Source organism: Desulfuromonas sp. AOP6 (assembly GCF_009731355.2).
Classification (GTDB): domain Bacteria; phylum Desulfobacterota; class Desulfuromonadia; order Desulfuromonadales; family SZUA-540; genus SZUA-540.
Genome location: NZ_AP022810.1, coordinates 1,078,851 through 1,096,224 on the forward strand (window position 1 = coordinate 1,078,851; position 17,374 = coordinate 1,096,224).

Consider the following 17,374-nt stretch of genomic DNA (forward strand, 5'->3'; position numbering starts at 1 on the left):
GGATAATTTTATGAGAATAACGGGGGTTTTAGCCCTTTTTTTCCTGCTCGCCGGCTGCGGGCCCACATTCCTGGGGGCCTGGGGTGACGGTGCCTCGTCGGCTGAGGGGACCTTGGCGGTCAGCGAAAACCGCCTCCTCAGCGAACATTTGTCCCTGCTGGCGCACTCCAATGATGCCTTGGCCTATTACTCACTGCTCGACGCTGATGTGGACTTCTCTTTACTTGATCCTTTGGCCTTGGTCGATGATGAAGAGCTGCTGCTACTCGCCGATGAGCAGACGCCACCTGAAGATGAAGGGGTCAATGTTGTACACGATGAGGTAACTTTCGATTTTCCCGTAGTGGAAAACGAAAAAGTCCACTACTTCATTGATTATTACGCCAGGCGCAGTCCTGCCGCTTTTCGCCTTTGGCTTGAGCGCTCCGGGCGTTATCTGCCCATGATGAGGCAGATTTTTGCGGAAGAAGGCCTGCCACAGGATTTGACTTACCTGGCCATGATAGAGTCTGGATTCAACAATCGCGCCTACAGCTGGGCCCATGCCGCCGGACCCTGGCAGTTTATCGAGAGCACTGGCAAGATTTTCGGTCTGCAGAACGACTGGTGGCGCGATGAACGCCGCGACTTTGAAAAATCGACGCGGGCGGCAGCACGCTTTCTCAGAGACCTGCACCGTCAGTTCGATGGCGATTGGTACCTGGCCATCGCTTCCTACAACGCCGGTGGTGGTAAATTGCGCCAGGCCATCCGTAAGTACAATACCCGGGATTTCTGGGAACTCAGCCACGGTTCCTATCTGCAGAACGAAACCAAGAATTACGTACCCAAGCTGCTGGCGGTGACGCTGATCGGCAAGGAGCCTGAAAAATACGGCTTTATCGATCTTGAGTACCAGGAGCCCCTCGATTTCGACGTATATCTTATTCCCAGTGCCACAGACCTGGAGATCGTCGCCGACCTCTGCGGTGCCTCCTACGAAGAAATTAAAGCTCTGAACCCTGAATTGAAGCGCTGGTCAACCCCCCCTGGGGTGCGGGATTATGCCCTGCGCATTCCAGCGGGAACCCTGGAGACCTTTTCTGAAAAATATGCGGCCATCCCTGCCGGTGAGCGGGCCAATTATGCCCGCCACCGCATCCAACAAGGAGATACGCTGCTGGCTTTGGCCAAAACTCACGGCATTCGCGTCGATGACATCATCGCCCTGAACAATATCAAGAATCCCCGTGCACTCAGGGTGGGTATGGATCTTATCCTCCCCCTTAAAAAGGGGTTTACCAGCCGTCCCATTGATGAACTGTCCGACGATTACGCGCGCAGCAGAAGAGCGACCTATACCGTCCGCAAGGGCGACAGCCTGTGGAGCGTGTCCCGTCGGTTCGGGGTGAGCGAGAAAGAATTACGGGTATGGAATCGCCTTGGCTGGAGCAATATTATTCGACCAGGTCAGACCCTCATTGTCAGCGCCAAGTCGGCCAAGCCCGTTACGACCGCCGTCAAAAAGACAGGCCCGGTTCGCAAGATCGTCTATCGCGTCAAGTCCGGTGACACCCTCTGGGGTATCGGCAGACAGTTTGATGTGGGGACTCATCAGATCATGGACTGGAACAATCTGTCCCAGGAGCATGTTCTCAGGCCCGGCGACAATCTGACCCTGATGGTCAGGGAGGACCACCGCGGCTGAGTAGATTGCTGTCGTCTCAAGGGCAGAATACCTCGGTCCAGACACAGGATATTTTTTGACTTTTTGGGGACCCGTTGCTAGACTTCCCCATTTTCATTCCCTCCGGAAAGGACTGCCCGTTTTATGTACAATCTCCTCATCTCCATGCTCATTGGCACGGCCATGGCCGCCGCCCTTACCGTGTTTGCCGGACTTGATTACTGGATCGCCGTGATCGCCGGCGTCATCGCCTTTGCAATACCTTTCTTCATCATCACCCGTATCGTGATGAAGAAGATCGGGGAGCTGATGGATATCGCCCAGCGTGATATCCAGGCCGGGCGCTCCGAAAAGGCCATCAAAACTCTTGAGTCCGGATTTAAGTACGCCAACTGGCAGTTTTACATCAAATCCCAGGTCAATGCCCAGATCGGCATGATTCTTTACATCAAGCAGGACTTTACCAAGGCCTTTGATTATCTGCGGAAGGGCTTTGTGCGTCACTGGGTCGCCATGGGAATGCTGGCGGTCTGCTACATGAAAAAGCAGAAAACCGCCAAGATGATCGAAACGTTCGAGAAAGCTGTTGGCGGCACCAAAAAGGAGCCCTTTCTCTGGAATCTCTATGCCTTCTGCTTGGAGAAGGTGGGGGAGAAGGAGAAGGCTATTTCCATCATGGAGAAAGGCCTGAAGAAGGTCGGCGGCAATGAAACCCTGCAGGCCAATCTCGAGGCCCTGAAAGAAGGACGGCGCATGCGGATGATGGATTACGGCGATCTGTGGTATCAGTTTCACCTCGAAAAGCCGGGAGCCCTCATCAAGAAACAGACCAAAGCCATTCAGGGTCGCCGGAAAATCGTGAGGCGTTAATTTTGAGCCGTAACAAAAAATCCGGAAATGATTTGACCAGTACCCCCTTCAAAGCCTTGAAGGGGGTAAAATTTTCTGCAGCAAGCGATGCTTCTAAAAAGCCCTTCAACGTGGCCACCGAACCGGTTGCAGAGGAAGAAAGGGTGGATGCCAAAGATCTCTTTGCCAAGGAAATGGCACGCTTAGGGTTGGATTCCTCTGCCCTGGGTACGGAAGATGCCAATGCGGAACAGCCGGAAGGTCCGGCCGCCTCTACGGGGCAGCGGGAAGAATCACTCACAGAGAAGGATCTGTTTCTGCAGGCTCTTGGCAAAATGGAAGTTACCTTCGTGGATGAATATCCGGAGGAGGAAACGCCAGGCGCTGTCCCCCGTCGCATGAAACTGCTGCGCAAGGGCAAACTGCGTCCCGAGGCGACACTCGATTTGCATGGACTTACGCGAGATGAGGCTCGAGCGAAGGTGCGTTTCTTTCTGGAAGATTCCCTGCACCACCGCCGTAAAGTGGTGCTGGTGATTACCGGGTGGGGAAAGGGCTCAGGAAAGGAGCCCATTCTGCGAGACGATATGGAGCGCTACCTCGGTCAGGAAGGGCGCGCCTGGGTCAGCGAGTGGGGGCGGGCTCCCAGGCAGCATGGGGGCGAAGGCGCATTGGTGGTTTTTCTGCGCTCCCGCGATTAAACGAGAAAGGCCGGGCAGATCGCCCGGCCTTTCCTTTATGTCGGAATGTCCTCTTCCTTTTTTGCAGCGGCCGGTTTTTTTCGGCGGGCAGGACGTTTGGCGGCGGGTTTATCGGAGGCCGTCTCGCCGGTGATACTCTTTTGCTCAGGAGCCGCTTGTGTCGCTTCCTGTGGGCCGTCATGTTCAGTGGTTTTCGCAGTATCGCTCTTTTTGGTGGTTGTGCGTCGGCGACTTCTGGCCACCGGTTTTTTGTCCTCAGCCACCATGGCTGAGTCGGTTTTTGCAGGCTTAATTTCCGTCTCGTCAGAGGCAGCCACTTTTTTTGCCGGCGTTTTCGCGGTGCTTCGGCTACGTCTGGCTCGTACAGCTTTGCCTGCAGTTTCCTCTTTTGGTGCCGATGGTTTTTCGACCGCCTTGTTCTTGGCAAGCTCAGGAACTGCCCTGGTTGAGTCCTCGCCAGGTCCGCCGAATTCTGGGGAGGGCTGCTCTGCTCTAGCGGTATCTGTCTTCCTGGCCGATTCTTTCTGTTCTTCGTCTGTCGGTGTTGCTGGTTTACTTGGCCGCCGGCGGCGTTTTTTACGGGCTGCTTCCGCGCTTTTTTCTACGGTTGCCTCTGTGGCTTGAATCTCATCAGTTGGGGGCGAAGAGGCTTGCGGCGTTGAATTGGCGACGAAAGTTTGATCGTCCTTCCCAGGTGATTCCGTTGCGGCCTCTGCGACAGGTGCTGCCTCGGTCTCCTGTGCAGGCGATTTGCCTGTGGAAGGTTTGCGTCTGCGTCTGGGGCGTTTTTTGGGCGGGGCGGCTTCTGCCGGCGTCTGTTCACTTTCCAGAGCGGGACTGCCGGAGTCTTCGGTGGCCGATTCCTCCTCGCCATCCTTTTCATAAGGAAACTCGTCCGTCGCTTCGGCGCTGGTCTCGGCGCCTTCCGTCGGTTTTTTCTTGCGCCGTCGCCGCCGTTTCTTTCCCTCTTTTTCCGGTTCCGTTGTTTTTTCCGCCTTGACGAGAACGCTTTCCTCTTCACTGGGGTTTTCACCGGCAAGGGGCTGAGGCTGGGACGTGCTGAATTCGACGGGGGCCACTTCCTCCCGGCTTTCCTTTTCCCGTTTCTGGAAGGTCAGCTCCATCTGGCCAGAAATGAGGTCGGGCTTTCCTTTGATCATGATGGAGACATTGCGTGAGCGTTCTAGTTCAATCAATTCCTCACGCTTGCTGTTCAACAGATAGGTGGCCACTTCCAGGGGAACCTCCCCTTCGATGCGGTCAATCTGGCCGCGGGCAATGCCGCCGTACACTTTGCGCAGAAAAGCGATGGCCTGGGTCTCGACGCTCTTAATGCGGCCGGTGCCGTGGCAATGAGCGCAGGTGTTATAGGTGCCCTCGGCCAGGGCGGCTTTGATGCGCTGACGGCTCATTTCCAGCAGACCGAATTGGGAACTGATGCGGCCCACGGTGACGCGTGCCTTGTCATCTTTCAGGGCGTCTTTGAGGTTTTTTTCCACCTCGCGAATATGCTGGCGGTCGCGCATGTCGATGAAATCGACGACGATCAGGCCGCCCAGGTCGCGCAGGCGCAGCTGACGACCGATTTCGGTGGCCGCTTCAAGGTTGGTTTTGTAGGCCGTGGCTTCTACGCCCTGCTCACCGGCCATTTTTCCTGAATTCACATCGATGGCCACCAGGGCTTCGGTCGAGTCGATAACAATAGAGCCGCCGGAGGGCAGCGGCACCTTGTTTTTACTGATCGTTTCGATCTGTTCTTCGATCTGGTAGCGGGCGAAGATGGGACGGCGCTCCTGGTGCAGTTTGACCAGATGGGCGTATTCAGGCATGACCTGCTGGAAAAAATCCTTCGCTTCCTGGAAGACCCTGGGATCGTCGATGAGGACTTCGTCCATGTCTTTGCTGAAGTAGTCTCGAATGGAACGGATGACCAGGTTGGATTCGCGGTAGATCAGGGCGGGGGCGCGTACTTTTTCGTTGTGCTTGACGATATTGCGGTACAGGCGGATCAGGTAATCGAGATCGCGGCCCAGCTCCTCGCGGCTCTGGCCGATGCCGGCGGTCCGCACGATGTAGCCGATGTCCGCCGGCAGGTCGAGGGTGGACATGGTCTCCTTGAGCTTTTTTCGCTCCCCTTCGTTTTCGATCTTGCGGGAGATTCCCTTGGTGTCGCTCTCCGGCATCAGCACCATGTAGCGTCCAGGCAGGGACAGAAATGTGGTCAGGGCAGCGCCCTTGGTGCCGCGTTCCTCCTTGACGATCTGCAACAGCAGTTCCTGGCCCCGCTGCAGGATGTCGTTTATGCGGGGCCTTCCCTTCTGCTCGGGAGCCCCAGGCGCTGTTTTGTAGCTGGAGGGGTGGATTTCCCCCATCTGCAGAAAGCCCAGGCGTTCGGCGCCGTAGTCGACGAAGGCGGCCTGCAGACCCGGTTCGACGCGGACAACAGTGCCCTTGTAGATATTGCCTTTGGTCTGCTCCTTGCCAACGACCTCGATGTCGAGTTCGTTGAGGATGCCGTCGGTCACAATGGCCACCCGGTTTTCTTCGGGATGGGTGGCATTGATCAGCATCTTCTTGCTCATGTGTCGATTCCTTCCAGCGCCCGATCGGACGCTTCAATGGGGGATGCCGGTTTCCGGCGGAGTCTCAGCGAAGCCTGGCAGGCCCGGAGTTGCTTCCGCGGATATCGGGTAGGGTAATGTCTCGATCTATTCAAACGGCCCTTGGGCCGTGATGGATGAAGCCACTATCGGTGAAAACCTCGTAACTATACCAGAAAGCAAAGGGTTTTGATAGCGGAACCTCATAAGGGCGCCCGTGTTTTTTTCGATGTTTCATGAGAAAGACGCCTGTGATATAAGAAGGACCATGCTGCAACTAAAAAATCTCATCAAAGAATTTGGCGGACACCGGATTTTTGCCGACGTCAACTGGCACATCCGTCCTGGAGATCGCATTGGCCTGTGCGGGGAGAATGGCGCCGGCAAGACCACGCTTCTAAAGATTCTGGCGGGCCGTGTAGCTCCCGACGGCGGCGAGGTGCAGGCCGCCAAAGGGACGACTTTTGGCTACCTTCCCCAGGATGGTCTCGAGCATCGTGGCCACACCCTGTTTGATGAAGTGCATGGTGCTCTCGATGAGCTTTTGCAGATGGAACAGGACATGCGTCGTCTTGAAAAGGTTATCGCTGTCGGCGGCACGGCCGCCGACCTTGATCGCTACGCGTCGCTGCAGGAGTCCTTTCGACAGCGGGGCGGCTACACCATGGAGACGGAAGTCGCCAAGGTTCTGCATGGTCTCGGTTTCGCCGAAAAGGACTGGCAGAAGCCCTGCGAGTTTTTTTCTGGCGGCTGGCAGATGCGCATCGCCCTGGCCAAACTGTTGCTGCAGCGTCCCAATCTGCTGCTGCTGGACGAACCGACCAATCACCTCGATCTGCCCGCCAGGGACTGGCTGGAGGAGTACCTCCGACACTATCCCTTTGCCGTCGTCCTGGTCTCCCATGACCGTTTTTTTCTCGATCAGGTGGTCGGTCGCATCGTCGAGGTCTGGAACGGCCAGTTGACCGAGTATCCTGGCAATTACAGTCGCTATGTCGAGGAACGGGAACGCCGCGTCGAAGCGCTGCTGGAAGCCAAGCGCCGCCAGGACGAGGAAGTGGGCAAGATCGAAGCGTTTATCAGCCGCTTCCGCTACCAGGCCAACAAAGCCTCCCTGGTGCAGAGCCGCGTCAAGCAGCTGGAAAAAATCGAGCGTATCCAGGTGCCGCCGGCCCGCAAGCGCATTGCCTTTCAGTTCCCCGATCCCCCCAAGGGCGGACGACTGGCGGTGGAGCTGGTCGGTGCCAGCCAGCAGTATGGTGACCTGACTGTACTGGAACACGTCGATCTGGCGGTGGAGAAAGGGGAGCGCCTGGCTCTCGTCGGGGCCAACGGCGCCGGAAAGTCAACGATGATGCGGCTGCTGGCCGGGGTGGAGGCGCCGACGACGGGAACCCGGCAGGAAGGGCACAACCTGGCGCTGGCTTATTTTGCCCAGGATCAGGCTCGTATTCTCGATCCGCAGAAGACGGCCCTCGAAGAGATCACTGCTGCTGCCCCTTTTGATATGGTGCCCAGGGTGAGGGATATCCTCGGCTCTTTTCTCTTTACCGGCGACGATGTCCACAAGCGCGTTTCCGTGCTCTCCGGCGGTGAACGCAACCGTCTGGCCCTGGCTATTCTGCTGCTGCGCCCCGCCAATCTACTGCTGCTCGACGAGCCAACCAACCATCTCGACCTGCAGTCCAAGCAGGTCTTGCTCGATTCTCTCAAGGGCTACAAGGGGACGGTGGTTTTTGTTTCCCACGATCGCTACTTTGTCGATTCGCTGGCCAACAGGGTGGTCGAAGTCGCCGCTGGCAAGGCTGTCTCTTATCTGGGGAATTACGAAGATTTTCTGCGCGCCAAGGGGGCGCAGGGGGATCAGAGCCATTCGCAGCAGCGGGTCGAGGTTCTGCAGGGTGCCGCTGGTGAAACACCCATGGATAAGGACGAACGCCGGCGCCAGCATGAACAGCGCAAGGATACGCAACGCCTGGAGAAAAAACGTCAGAAAGAACTGAGCGAGGTCGAAGGGCTTATTGAGACGCTGGAAAAAGAGTTGGGCGACCTGGAACAGGTCATGGCCGACCCGGGACTTTACGAGGACGGTAAACGCTGGCGGGAAATCTCCTCCCTTCATGAACGGCTGCAGGAACAGATCGCCGCCGCCTATGAGCGTTGGGAAGAGTTGCAGGTGTCTGCATCGGCCTGAGGGAGGAGTGAGCATGGCAGGACGCGTTCCTTTTGTTGTCGCGGTAGCCAGTGAAAAAGGGGGGGTAGGCAAGACGACTATCGCTACCAATCTTGCTGTTTATCTCAAGGCGCTGCGCGAAGACCTGCCGGTGACCATCGCCTCTTTTGACAATCATTTCAGCGTCGACGCCATGTTTGCCATCCGCCGTTCCTCCGGTGCTTCCGTTGCCGACCTGTTCGCGGGACGACCTGTCCGCGATCTGGTCGAACTGGGGGAATACGGCGTGCAGTATCTGGCCTCCGAGCGGGGCCTGGTGCCCCCCGATGACGATCCCTTTCATCTGAAACGTGCTCTGAGTCAGGCCGATCTCGACGGGATCTTTATCCTCGATACCCGGCCTATCCTCGACTATTTCACCCGCAGTGCCCTGCTTGCCGCCGATCTGGTGCTGGTGCCGGTCAAAGACCGTCCCTCTCTTGTCAACGCCGCCTCCTTGCTGCAGGAGGTCCGGGAGGCCGGGGGCGCGACGGATAAATTTTGGCTGCTGCCCAGCCTCATCGACAGCCGCCTGCGCTTGCGGGAGCATATCGGGGTGCGGGAATTTCTGGTGGAGTCGGCGCGGGAGAGGGGCTACCAGGTTCTCGACACGTTCATTTCCAAGAGTCCCAAAGTGGAAAGTCTGACCACCAATCTGAGCAGCCGCGTCTATCCTGTCCTTACCCACGCCCGCAGCACTGCTGTTCATGCCCAATTCCGGCAACTGGGGGATTTCGTCCTGCGTTGTCAGGAAACCTTCACGTCTTCGCCGCTATCTTCATCCCGCCATGACCTGCTGCCAGGCGGAGCTTCCGCCCGCCTGTCCCGTCGACAGAGCCTCCAGTGTCCGTTTTGCGGCGATGCGGCCGATGGCTCCGAAGGTGGCTTTTTCCAGGACCTGCGCAGTCGTCGGCAAGGATTTGTCCATGGCGACTGTCTACAGACGTTGGTGGCCGACAGCCTGCTGGCACCGCTCCCAGACCAAGGAGCCATGGTGTGGAGGATCGACGAGGAAGCCCTGCACGAGGATGAACTGTACTTTTCCTCCCAGCTTTTCACTGAGACGGGGGAGGAGCTCGCTGCTGACCAGATAACCTTCAGCTCTGCGCGGGCCTTCCTGCAGGCGATGACTGGTCGTCCGCTGGCAGAACTCTACCGCGAAACGCTGATGCTGTTCTGGACTGCTGAGGCGCCCCGGGAATTCCTGTCTCAAAAAGGCAGAAAAGGCGCGGCTGGTCTGAGGCGAAAGATGCTGCGAGAAGTTTTTGGGACACTTTAACCTGTGGAGGTTGTCGTGAGGCCGGAGACATTTAAAGATCTGATGAAGCTTTCCCATGGTTTTGAGCCTGCGCGGATATTGCTGAGCGCCGTGGAGCTCGACCTTTTCTCGCACCTATCGGAAAAGATGACGGCCCGGCAGCTGGCTGCCCGACTGAGTCTGCAGGAAGTCCCTTTGACTCTGGTGCTCAACGCCATGGTCGCCATGGGCCTTCTGGATAAAGAGGGCGATGACTACGTCAATGGGCCCCTTGTGGGAAAAACTCTGGTTTCCGGCCAAGGCTATCGCGGTCACATCTTCCGGCACATCGGGCACTGCTGGCCGGCCTGGGGGAATCTTTCCGATCGACTGCGAGGGCGAGAGGTCGAGGAGGAATCGTGGTCACCGGCGCGGGATGAAGAACAGACTCGGGATTTTATTCTGGGGATGGAGAATGTCACCCGTGAACTTGCTCCTTTGGTCGTGGGGAGGTTGGGGCTGGGCAGTCCCTTGACCCTTCTCGATGTGGGCGGGGGGCCAGGAACCTACGCCGAAGCTTTTTTGAAAGAGTATCCTTCCTTGCGGGAGGTTTGTGTCTTCGACCTGCCGAAGGCCGCTGCCGTAGGGCGCCAAAACCTGAAGAGCAGGGGAGTGGAGACTTCCGTGCGCTGGCTCGAAGGGGACTTTCACGATACCTCTTTCGGGCAGGGATTTGATGTCGTCTGGATTTCGCAAGTTTTGCACTCTCTAGATATGTCCGGCTGCCGCATGCTCATAGATAAAGCCTTTGAGGCTCTCGTGCCGGGTGGAGAGTTGATCCTGCATGAGTTTTTGATTGAAGACCACCGCACCGGACCTTTGCAGGCGGCGATTTTTGCCGTGCATATGCTGGTCATGACCGGAGTGGGAAGAACCTACGCTGGCGGGGAGCTTTCGGTCTGGCTGGATGAGGCCGGTTTTGTTGATGTCCGTGTGCAGCAGGTCAGCGACGATACCTCAGTGGTGCGTGGTCGCAAACCGGTTTCATGATAAGAAAATCACCTATTTTCAGCAGGTTTTTGTGAGGAATTGCCATGATATTGCTGCCCAGAGGGAATCCGGTCAAAGAAAAGCTCAATCCGGCCAAAGTCAACCTTCCCGACGCGCTCGGCAAGCTCCATACGGGGCATTTTACCGGATATCTGCGTTTCGACGCGCCGGCCGGCGTCGGTATCCTGATTTTTCATGTGGGCAAACTGATCAGCGCCCTGCATGTGGCGGGGCCCCAGCGTCTTACGGGCTATCAGGCCATCGGGCGCATCTTCAGCCAAGCTCGTTCGGGAGATGCGACACTGAACATTTACCGATTGTCGCCTGAGTTGGCCATGGGCATTCATGCCCTGCTGCATGGTGAAGTTCTCTATCGCGGGCAGGAACTCAGGTTCATTGACATCCGTCTTCTGCTGAAGAGCCTCAAAGAGGACGCGATTACCGGGTGCCTGCGCATCTATACGGAGGATCGGGTGGCGCTGATCTTTTACCGGGAGGGCCAGCCTCTGGGGTTTTTCCACGATGGCTCCAAAGATTTGGAAACGACGGCTGACACCTCCCTGTCCGTTGCCCGGTTGCCTGGCGCCAAGGTCGACGTGCTGACCAGCGATATAGGAGAAGAATCCTCTCTGCAGGATATGATGGATGCGGGCCAGCTGACGGCCATCTGGCATCTGGTCTTAGCCGAAGCGGAAAATGGGCGACGGCCAGCGGAACGTGCCGTCACGGGGAAGGTCAAAAATGAGCGCAATGAGAGCCTGTTGATTTTTTTGCAGGGGGTGGCCGAGCAGCATCTGGGCAAGATCGGCGTTTATCTGGTGGAAAAGGCCTTCGAGGAACTGGTGCCTGGATCGGAGGACTCGATGAAAGCTTTCTTTGCGGCCCTTGGCCGATCTGCCAGCCTGACGGCTACCGAGAAAGACGTCGCCGTCATGCAGGCAGAGATGAGTAAGGGGATCCAGGCCGTTCTGTCCAGACGTTAATATTTGTCAGGGAGACGATGCATCCAGGGGGGCGAGGACGATCTGAATGCGTCGGTTCTGAGCCCGGCCCTGGGCGTTGGCGTTGCTGGCAATGGGCCTGAATTCACCATAGCCGCAGGCGGCGAGGAGAGAACCGGAGATCTTCGACTCTTCCTGCAGAAAGTGCACGACATTTGTTGCTCTGGCCGTGGAAAGCTCCCAGTTGCTGGGGAAGATGTCCTGCAGCCGGGGACTTATAGGCACGTTATCCGTATGCCCTTCTACGCGGACTTCTTTGTTGTCGACCCCCTTGAGGATTTTGCCGACCCGCTTGAGAACTTCTTTTCCGGCTGGTTTGATATCGGCCTTGCCCGAATCGAAGAGAATGCTCTCCACCATATTGACCGTTAATTTTCCCTGCAGCTCAGAGATGGTGATCTCCCCCCGGGAAATCTCCTGTTCCATCTTCTCGACAAGTTCATCGTAGGTGCTTTTCAGGTGGGCCAGGCGCGCTTCCCGGGCAATACGTTCCTGTTCGATTTCCTGCCGCAAGGCACGGTTGGCCGTCTCCAGTCGATCTATTTCCTGGCGCATCTGGGCCAGGGCCTCTCCCGTTTCCTCATCCCTGGCCGTCAGTACGGACTCGATGCGCTCCAGATCGGCACGGGCCCGTACAAGATCCTGCTCCAGACCCTCGTTTCGGCGTCTGGCTTCATCACGTTGGGCCTCGACTTTCTCATTGTAGGTCAGCAGGTCGCCATTGATGCGCACCAGCGACTGGTAATCCGCTTCAAGCTCTTCGATGCTGGCTGCCAGAATAGCCGCCTGATCGGCTTTGCGCTGGTAATCGGCCTTGCTGACGCAGGCGGTGAGGGCCAGGGGAATGAGGGCTGCCAGCAGAAATATCTTGATGGATCGCACGTTGTCTGTCCTTTTTGTTGAGGGGCTGAATGCGACATTCAGGTGAATGGGATGCAGGGCCAGGATTCGTCCCGATACAGTGAATGCTTTCGTTATACTTGGCAAGCATAACACCTAAAGAAGCAAAGGTAAAATCCTCCTTTCATGCCGGGCTTTTCAGTTGCGGCTGCTCGGGTGAACGTGCTATAAGGATATGGTTTTCAATACGTTACACGGGGGAAAGTATGTTCGAGATCGATCACATCATTCGTAACGCCCTTCAGGAAGACATCGGCCTCGGAGATGTCACCACGCAGGCGACTGTTGACCCGCAAACACAGAGTCGGGCCGAGCTCGTCGCCAAAGAAGATTTCATTCTCAGTGGCATGGACGTGTGCGGTCGGGTTTTTTCTCTTCTTGATGCCAATATCGCCTTTGAAAAGCTCAAGGAAGACGGGCAGGCCGTCCGCCGAGGGGAAGTCCTCGCCTGGCTCCGCGGGTCGGCTTCGGTTCTCCTGCAGGGAGAGCGGGTGGCTCTCAATCTTCTGCAACGCATGAGCGGCATTGCTACCCAGACCTCACTGTTCGTCAAAGCGGTGGCGGGAACGAAGGCGACTATCGTTGATACCCGTAAAACGACACCGGGCCTGCGTGTTCTCGAAAAGTACTCGGTTCGTATGGGCGGCGGCCGCAACCATCGCACCTCCCTTTATGATGGGGTGCTCATCAAGGAAAACCACGTAGCCGCAGCCGGAGGTATTAAAACGGCGGTCCAGCGCGCACGGGAACGGGCGCCCCACACCCTCCGGATCGAAGTGGAAACCCGCAACCTGGCAGAAGTGAAGGAAGCCCTGAGTGCTGGTGCCGATATCCTGCTTCTCGATAACATGTCCCTCGGTGAGCTGCGTGAATCCGTCGCCCTTATCGCCGGCCGCGCCCTCTGCGAAGCTTCCGGTGGCGTCAACCTGGATACCGTGCGGGACATCGCTGAAACCGGTGTGGATCTTATCTCTGTCGGGGCTCTTACCCATTCAAGCCGGGCGGTGGATATCTCCATGCTCTTCCAATAACCAGGAACAGGAAGTCGATGAGCACACCAGGAACCCGCGACGCCATTCTCCGTGTTTTTCGCCAGAGAAAGGGCCAGTTCATCTCCGGCGAGGAGATAAGCCAGACCCTCGGTGTTTCCCGCACGGCCGTCTGGAAACATATCGGGCTGCTGAGGAAGCAGGGGTATGGCATCGAGTCTGCCGCCTCGCGGGGATATCGCTTGACGGAGACGCCCGATACGCTCATTCCTGCTGAAATTCAGGCCAATCTGGGGACGGACTGTGTCGGCCGGGAAGTTATCCACTTCGAAGAGACCGAATCCACCAACCGGATTGCCCACGAATACGGCAAGGCCGGCGCCGAAGAAGGTCTGGTAATCATCGCCGAGCAGCAGACGGCTGGCAAGGGGCGCTTGGGGCGGCCCTGGATTTCCCCTGCTGGTGTTAATCTGTATACCAGCATCCTTCTGCGTCCTTCCATCCTCCCGCGCTGGGCCACTCAGCTGACCTTTCTCTCTTCCGTGGCTGTCGCGCGGGCAATTGAAGCCGTGAGCGGTCTGCAGCCGCAGGTCAAATGGCCCAACGATGTATTGATCGACGGCAAAAAAGTTGCCGGCATTCTCAACGAAATCGACGCCGAGATGGAAGGAATCCATTACCTGGTGATGGGAATTGGTGTCAATCTCAACATGACAGCAGATCAGTTCCCCGACGATCTGCGCTACCCGGCGACCTCCCTGGCTTTAGAGGCAGGCAGAGACTTTTCCCGTCTGACTTTCGCCCGGACTCTCTACCGGGGGCTGGATGACCTCTACAGAACCTATCTGCAGGAGGGTTTTAGGCCCATCGCAGCGGAGTGGAACCTCTTTTTTGCCTGGCAGGGAAAAGAGGTGGAGGTCGATTTTCAGGATCGTCGCCTGCAGGGGACCGTCACCGGTATCGACACCGATGGCGCCCTGTTGCTGCGTCTGCATTCCGGCGCCACGGAAAGGGTGCTGGCTGGCGATGTCCGTCCTTTGTGACCCCTGGTCGTCCCTGTTGGGACATGACTTCCTTGTGGAGATGAGTTTTATATGCTGCTGGTCATTGATGTAGGCAATTCCAATACGGTGCTGGGAATGTACCGGGATGAAAAACTGGTGCGCAGCTGGCGGGTTACCACGGACAAATCACGGACCGTGGATGAATACGCCATGATTATTCACGAGTTGTTCAACCTCTCCGGGATTCATTTCACCGATATCAAGGATGTCATCATCTCCTGCGTGGTGCCGCCCATGCTCAACACTCTGGAAGGGCTGTGTCGGGATTACTTCAAACTCAAGCCTTACGTTGTCGGACCGGGCATCAAGACAGGGATGCCTATTCAATATGAAAATCCCCGGGAAGTTGGCGCTGATCGCATTGTCAATGCCGTGGCCGCTTTTGAAAAAAAGCGCCGCTGCCTCATTGTTGTTGATTTTGGAACGGCGACCACCTTTGATTTTATTTCTGCCCGGGGCGAATACCAGGGCGGGGCTATCGCGCCCGGACTCGGCATCTCTGCCGAAGCGCTCTTCGAACGGGCCAGCAAGCTCCCCCGCGTGGAGTTCTCCCGCCCCCCTCAGGTGATCGCCAAGAATACGGTCAACAGCATGCAGTCAGGCCTTTTTTACGGCTATGCCGGCCTGGTAGACGGAATTGTCCAGCGCATGAAGCAGGAGTCGAAAGAAGAACCGTATGTCATGGCCACGGGAGGTTTGTCTGAACAGATTGCCACCGCTTCCCAGACCATCGACGAAGTAGACCCCGATCTCACCCTGGAAGGCCTGCGGATCATTTACGATCGCAACAAAGGGTGATTTTTTGACGCCCTGAACGGGCGTGCTACAATTTGGTAATCGGCTTTTTTGTAATGACATGTTCAGCAGATGGAGGGTTCCGTGTTTCGAGGCTAGTGCTTCCCGACGCGACGTCCCCCCGAAAGGGCAGATTTATCCTGCCCGGGTGGGCCACAAGGCCGCCTTGTTCGTTGTTTTCCTGCAAGAATCCTTTAACCATCAACCTGTCATGGAATGAAAGGAGCGGCTATGGGAAAGTACGATACTGCGAAGCTGAGGAACCTGGGAATTGTAGCGCACGGAGGCGCGGGTAAGACCTCCTTGACCGAGGCCATCCTGTTCAATACCGGCATGACCGACCGGCTTGGCAAGGTAGACGACGGCACCTCCAACATGGATTTCGAGCCGGAAGAAATCAAACGGCACATCACCATCAGTTCCAGCCTGCATCACTGCGAATGGAATGGCCACAGCCTGCATATCGTCGACACGCCCGGCTACACCAATTTTCTGCACGATACGCGTAACTGCATGCGCGTACTTGGCGGCGCGGTCCTTATCGTCTCCGCCATTTCTGGCGTCAAAGCCCAAACCCAAAAGATATGGGAGTGGGCAGAGGAGTTCGAAGTCCCCCGGATTGCTTTTGTCAACAAGATGGACAGGGAGCGTGCGGATTTTCTCCGGGCCGTGGACGACATGGAGAAGACGCTGTCAAGCCGTGCCGTCATTGTCACCATGCCCATGGGAGCTGAGGCCGGTTTCAAAGGAACCATTGACCTGGTTCACATGAAGGCCCGTTTTTACGCTTTTGACCAGAAGGGGACCTACGAAGAGAAGGATATTCCCGAAGAATACCTGGAAGAAGCAAAGCGCCTGCGCAGTCTTCTGGTGGAAGCGGTCGCCGATGCCGACGACGCGCTGATGGAGAAATACCTTGAGGAAGAGACCCTTTCCACCGAGGATATTCTGCTGGGTCTGCGGGAGGGAACCCTGACGGGCGTATTTACTCCTGTTTTCTGCGGCAGCGCCCTGGCCAATGTCGGCGTGAGGCAGCTTCTTGACTATGTCGTGCGCTGCCTTCCATCGCCTCTGGACAAGGGTATTCAGGTGGGGAAAAATCCGAAAACAGGTGACCTGGAAGAGCGCTCTCCCAGCGAGGAAGAGCCTTTTTCGGCCATGGTATTCAAAACCATCAGCGATCCTTTTACCGGCAAGCTTACCCTTTTCCGGGTTTATTCTGGAACGCTGCGTTCCGATTCGTCCGTCTACAACCCCAACCGGGAAACGACAGAGCGCATCGGCCAGATTTTTGAGCTGGAAGGCAAAAAACAGAAGGCGATCGACATGGCCGTAGCGGGGGATATCGTTGCCGTTCCCAAGCTTAAGGTCACCATGACAGGGGACACGCTCTGCGAGTCCGCCAAACCCGTCCTCTACGAAAGTCCCTTGCCTCTGACCCCCGTTATTTCCTTTGCAATCGAAGCGAAGAGCAAAAATGATGAAGACAAAATCCACAATGCCCTGTCCCGACTGACCGAAGAAGACCCCACCCTCCGTATCCATCGGGATGCAGAGACCCATGAAATGATCCTTGAAGGCATGGGGCAGGTTCATCTTGAGGTGACGGTGGAAAAGATGAAACGCAAATACGGTGTGGAGGTTGAGCTCAAACAACCCAAGGTCCCTTATCACGAGACGATCAAGGGCAAGGCCAAGCTTCAGAGTAAATACAAGAAGCAGTCGGGTGGCCGGGGCCAGTACGCCGATGTCTGGCTGGAGGTAGAACCCCTGCCGCGCGGCGGCGGTTTCGAATTTGTCGACAAGGTCGTAGGCGGGGTCGTTCCGAGGCAGTATATCCCGGCCGTCGAAAAGGGTGCTCAGGAAGCCATGCAGCAAGGCACCCTGGGGGGCTTTCCGGTGGTGGATGTCAAAGTGACCCTGTTCGACGGCTCGCATCACTCGGTCGATTCCTCCGAAATGGCTTTCAAGATCGCCGGCTCCATGGGCTTCAAAAAAGGGATGGAACAGGCCAATCCGGTTCTGCTTGAGCCGGTCATGCATATGGAAATTAGTGTTCCCGATGAATGCATCGGGGATATTATCGGGGATATGAACTCGCGTCGCGGCAAGGTTCTCGGCGTCGAACCGAAGGCCAACAGTCAGGTCATTGCCGTGCAGGTGCCCATGGCGGAGGTTCTTAAATATGCTCCGGAACTGCGTTCCATGACCTCGGACAGGGGACTTTTCACCATGAGTTTTTCTCACTACGAAGAAGTGCCCTCCCATTTGACGGCAAAAATTCTTGCAGATGTGAAAAAAGCCGGATAA

The 17,374-nt window shown here is 56.8% G+C and carries 13 protein-coding genes; 11 read left to right on the plus strand and 2 right to left on the minus strand.

Annotation, left to right across the window (positions count from 1 at the left end):
- Positions 1–10: 10 nt before the first annotated feature.
- The 3 genes from AOP6_RS05145 to AOP6_RS05155 all read left to right on the plus strand — a co-directional run bounded on the left by AOP6_RS05145 (position 11) and on the right by AOP6_RS05155 (position 3,216).
- On the plus strand, positions 11–1,687 hold the full coding sequence (locus AOP6_RS05145) for a LysM peptidoglycan-binding domain-containing protein (RefSeq protein ID WP_155875535.1): 1,677 nt from the start codon (positions 11–13) through the stop codon (positions 1,685–1,687).
- A 123-nt stretch (positions 1,688–1,810) separates the two neighbouring features.
- The gene (locus AOP6_RS05150) at positions 1,811–2,536 is read left to right on the plus strand and encodes a hypothetical protein (RefSeq protein WP_155875536.1); all 726 of its coding nucleotides are present in this window, start codon (positions 1,811–1,813) and stop codon (positions 2,534–2,536) included.
- A 143-nt stretch (positions 2,537–2,679) separates the two neighbouring features.
- A complete protein-coding gene (locus AOP6_RS05155) occupies positions 2,680–3,216 on the plus strand; it encodes a Smr/MutS family protein (RefSeq protein ID WP_155875537.1) in 537 nt (178 codons plus the stop codon).
- 35 nt (positions 3,217–3,251) lie between these two features.
- Here AOP6_RS05155 and AOP6_RS05160 read toward each other — a convergent pair whose 3' ends face one another.
- Positions 3,252–5,798 (minus strand): Rne/Rng family ribonuclease, encoded by a 2,547-nt coding sequence (locus AOP6_RS05160; RefSeq protein WP_155875538.1) that lies wholly within the window; start codon positions 5,796–5,798, stop codon positions 3,252–3,254.
- 286 nt (positions 5,799–6,084) lie between these two features.
- Here AOP6_RS05160 and AOP6_RS05165 point away from each other — a divergent pair, with 286 nt between their 5' ends.
- The 4 genes from AOP6_RS05165 to AOP6_RS05180 are packed head-to-tail and all read left to right on the plus strand — an operon-like array spanning position 6,085 to position 11,298.
- Entirely contained in the window at positions 6,085–8,010 is a 1,926-nt protein-coding gene (locus AOP6_RS05165) for an ABC-F family ATP-binding cassette domain-containing protein (RefSeq protein WP_155875539.1), read from the plus strand.
- A gap of 13 nt (positions 8,011–8,023) precedes the next feature.
- Positions 8,024–9,307: a ParA family protein gene (locus AOP6_RS05170; protein ID WP_213194769.1), complete on the plus strand. Its 1,284-nt coding sequence runs from the start codon at positions 8,024–8,026 to the stop codon at positions 9,305–9,307.
- A 15-nt stretch (positions 9,308–9,322) separates the two neighbouring features.
- Positions 9,323–10,315, plus strand: a complete 993-nt coding sequence (locus AOP6_RS05175) for a methyltransferase (protein WP_155875541.1) — start codon at positions 9,323–9,325, stop codon at positions 10,313–10,315.
- A gap of 44 nt (positions 10,316–10,359) precedes the next feature.
- Positions 10,360–11,298 carry a GTPase-activating protein gene (locus AOP6_RS05180; RefSeq protein WP_155875542.1) on the plus strand — a complete coding sequence of 313 codons (939 nt, stop codon included), beginning with the start codon at positions 10,360–10,362 and terminating at the stop codon, positions 11,296–11,298.
- Positions 11,299–11,304: 6 nt separating this feature from the next.
- On the opposite strand, the gene AOP6_RS05185 is transcribed toward AOP6_RS05180, so the two are convergent.
- A complete protein-coding gene (locus AOP6_RS05185) occupies positions 11,305–12,198 on the minus strand; it encodes an OmpA family protein (protein ID WP_155875543.1) in 894 nt (297 codons plus the stop codon).
- Between the two features lie 224 nt (positions 12,199–12,422).
- Between AOP6_RS05185 and nadC the strand changes: the two genes are divergently transcribed.
- The 4 genes from nadC to fusA all read left to right on the plus strand — a co-directional run bounded on the left by nadC (position 12,423) and on the right by fusA (position 17,374).
- Positions 12,423–13,247: a carboxylating nicotinate-nucleotide diphosphorylase gene (gene nadC, locus AOP6_RS05190; RefSeq protein WP_155875544.1), complete on the plus strand. Its 825-nt coding sequence runs from the start codon at positions 12,423–12,425 to the stop codon at positions 13,245–13,247.
- A gap of 17 nt (positions 13,248–13,264) precedes the next feature.
- Positions 13,265–14,248 (plus strand): biotin--[acetyl-CoA-carboxylase] ligase, encoded by a 984-nt coding sequence (locus tag AOP6_RS05195; protein ID WP_155875545.1) that lies wholly within the window; start codon positions 13,265–13,267, stop codon positions 14,246–14,248.
- Positions 14,249–14,299: 51 nt separating this feature from the next.
- Positions 14,300–15,067, plus strand: coding sequence for a type III pantothenate kinase (locus AOP6_RS05200; RefSeq protein ID WP_155875546.1), 768 nt, complete (start codon positions 14,300–14,302; stop codon positions 15,065–15,067).
- A 228-nt stretch (positions 15,068–15,295) separates the two neighbouring features.
- A complete protein-coding gene (gene fusA, locus AOP6_RS05205; RefSeq protein ID WP_155875547.1) occupies positions 15,296–17,374 on the plus strand; it encodes an elongation factor G in 2,079 nt (692 codons plus the stop codon).

What these genes read in the sequence shown, in the direction of transcription:
- AOP6_RS05145 (WP_155875535.1), top strand. Translation starts at nt 11, where the DNA reads ATGAGAATAACGGGGGTTTTAGCCCTTTTTTTCCTGCTCGCCGGCTGC.
- AOP6_RS05150 (WP_155875536.1), top strand. Translation starts at nt 1,811, where the DNA reads ATGTACAATCTCCTCATCTCCATGCTCATTGGCACGGCCATGGCCGCC.
- AOP6_RS05160 (WP_155875538.1), bottom strand. Translation starts at nt 5,798, where the DNA reads ATGAGCAAGAAGATGCTGATCAATGCCACCCATCCCGAAGAAAACCGG.
- AOP6_RS05165 (WP_155875539.1), top strand. Translation starts at nt 6,085, where the DNA reads ATGCTGCAACTAAAAAATCTCATCAAAGAATTTGGCGGACACCGGATT.
- AOP6_RS05170 (WP_213194769.1), top strand. Translation starts at nt 8,024, where the DNA reads ATGGCAGGACGCGTTCCTTTTGTTGTCGCGGTAGCCAGTGAAAAAGGG.
- AOP6_RS05180 (WP_155875542.1), top strand. Translation starts at nt 10,360, where the DNA reads ATGATATTGCTGCCCAGAGGGAATCCGGTCAAAGAAAAGCTCAATCCG.
- nadC (WP_155875544.1), top strand. Translation starts at nt 12,423, where the DNA reads ATGTTCGAGATCGATCACATCATTCGTAACGCCCTTCAGGAAGACATC.
- AOP6_RS05195 (WP_155875545.1), top strand. Translation starts at nt 13,265, where the DNA reads ATGAGCACACCAGGAACCCGCGACGCCATTCTCCGTGTTTTTCGCCAG.
- AOP6_RS05200 (WP_155875546.1), top strand. Translation starts at nt 14,300, where the DNA reads ATGCTGCTGGTCATTGATGTAGGCAATTCCAATACGGTGCTGGGAATG.
- fusA (WP_155875547.1), top strand. Translation starts at nt 15,296, where the DNA reads ATGGGAAAGTACGATACTGCGAAGCTGAGGAACCTGGGAATTGTAGCG.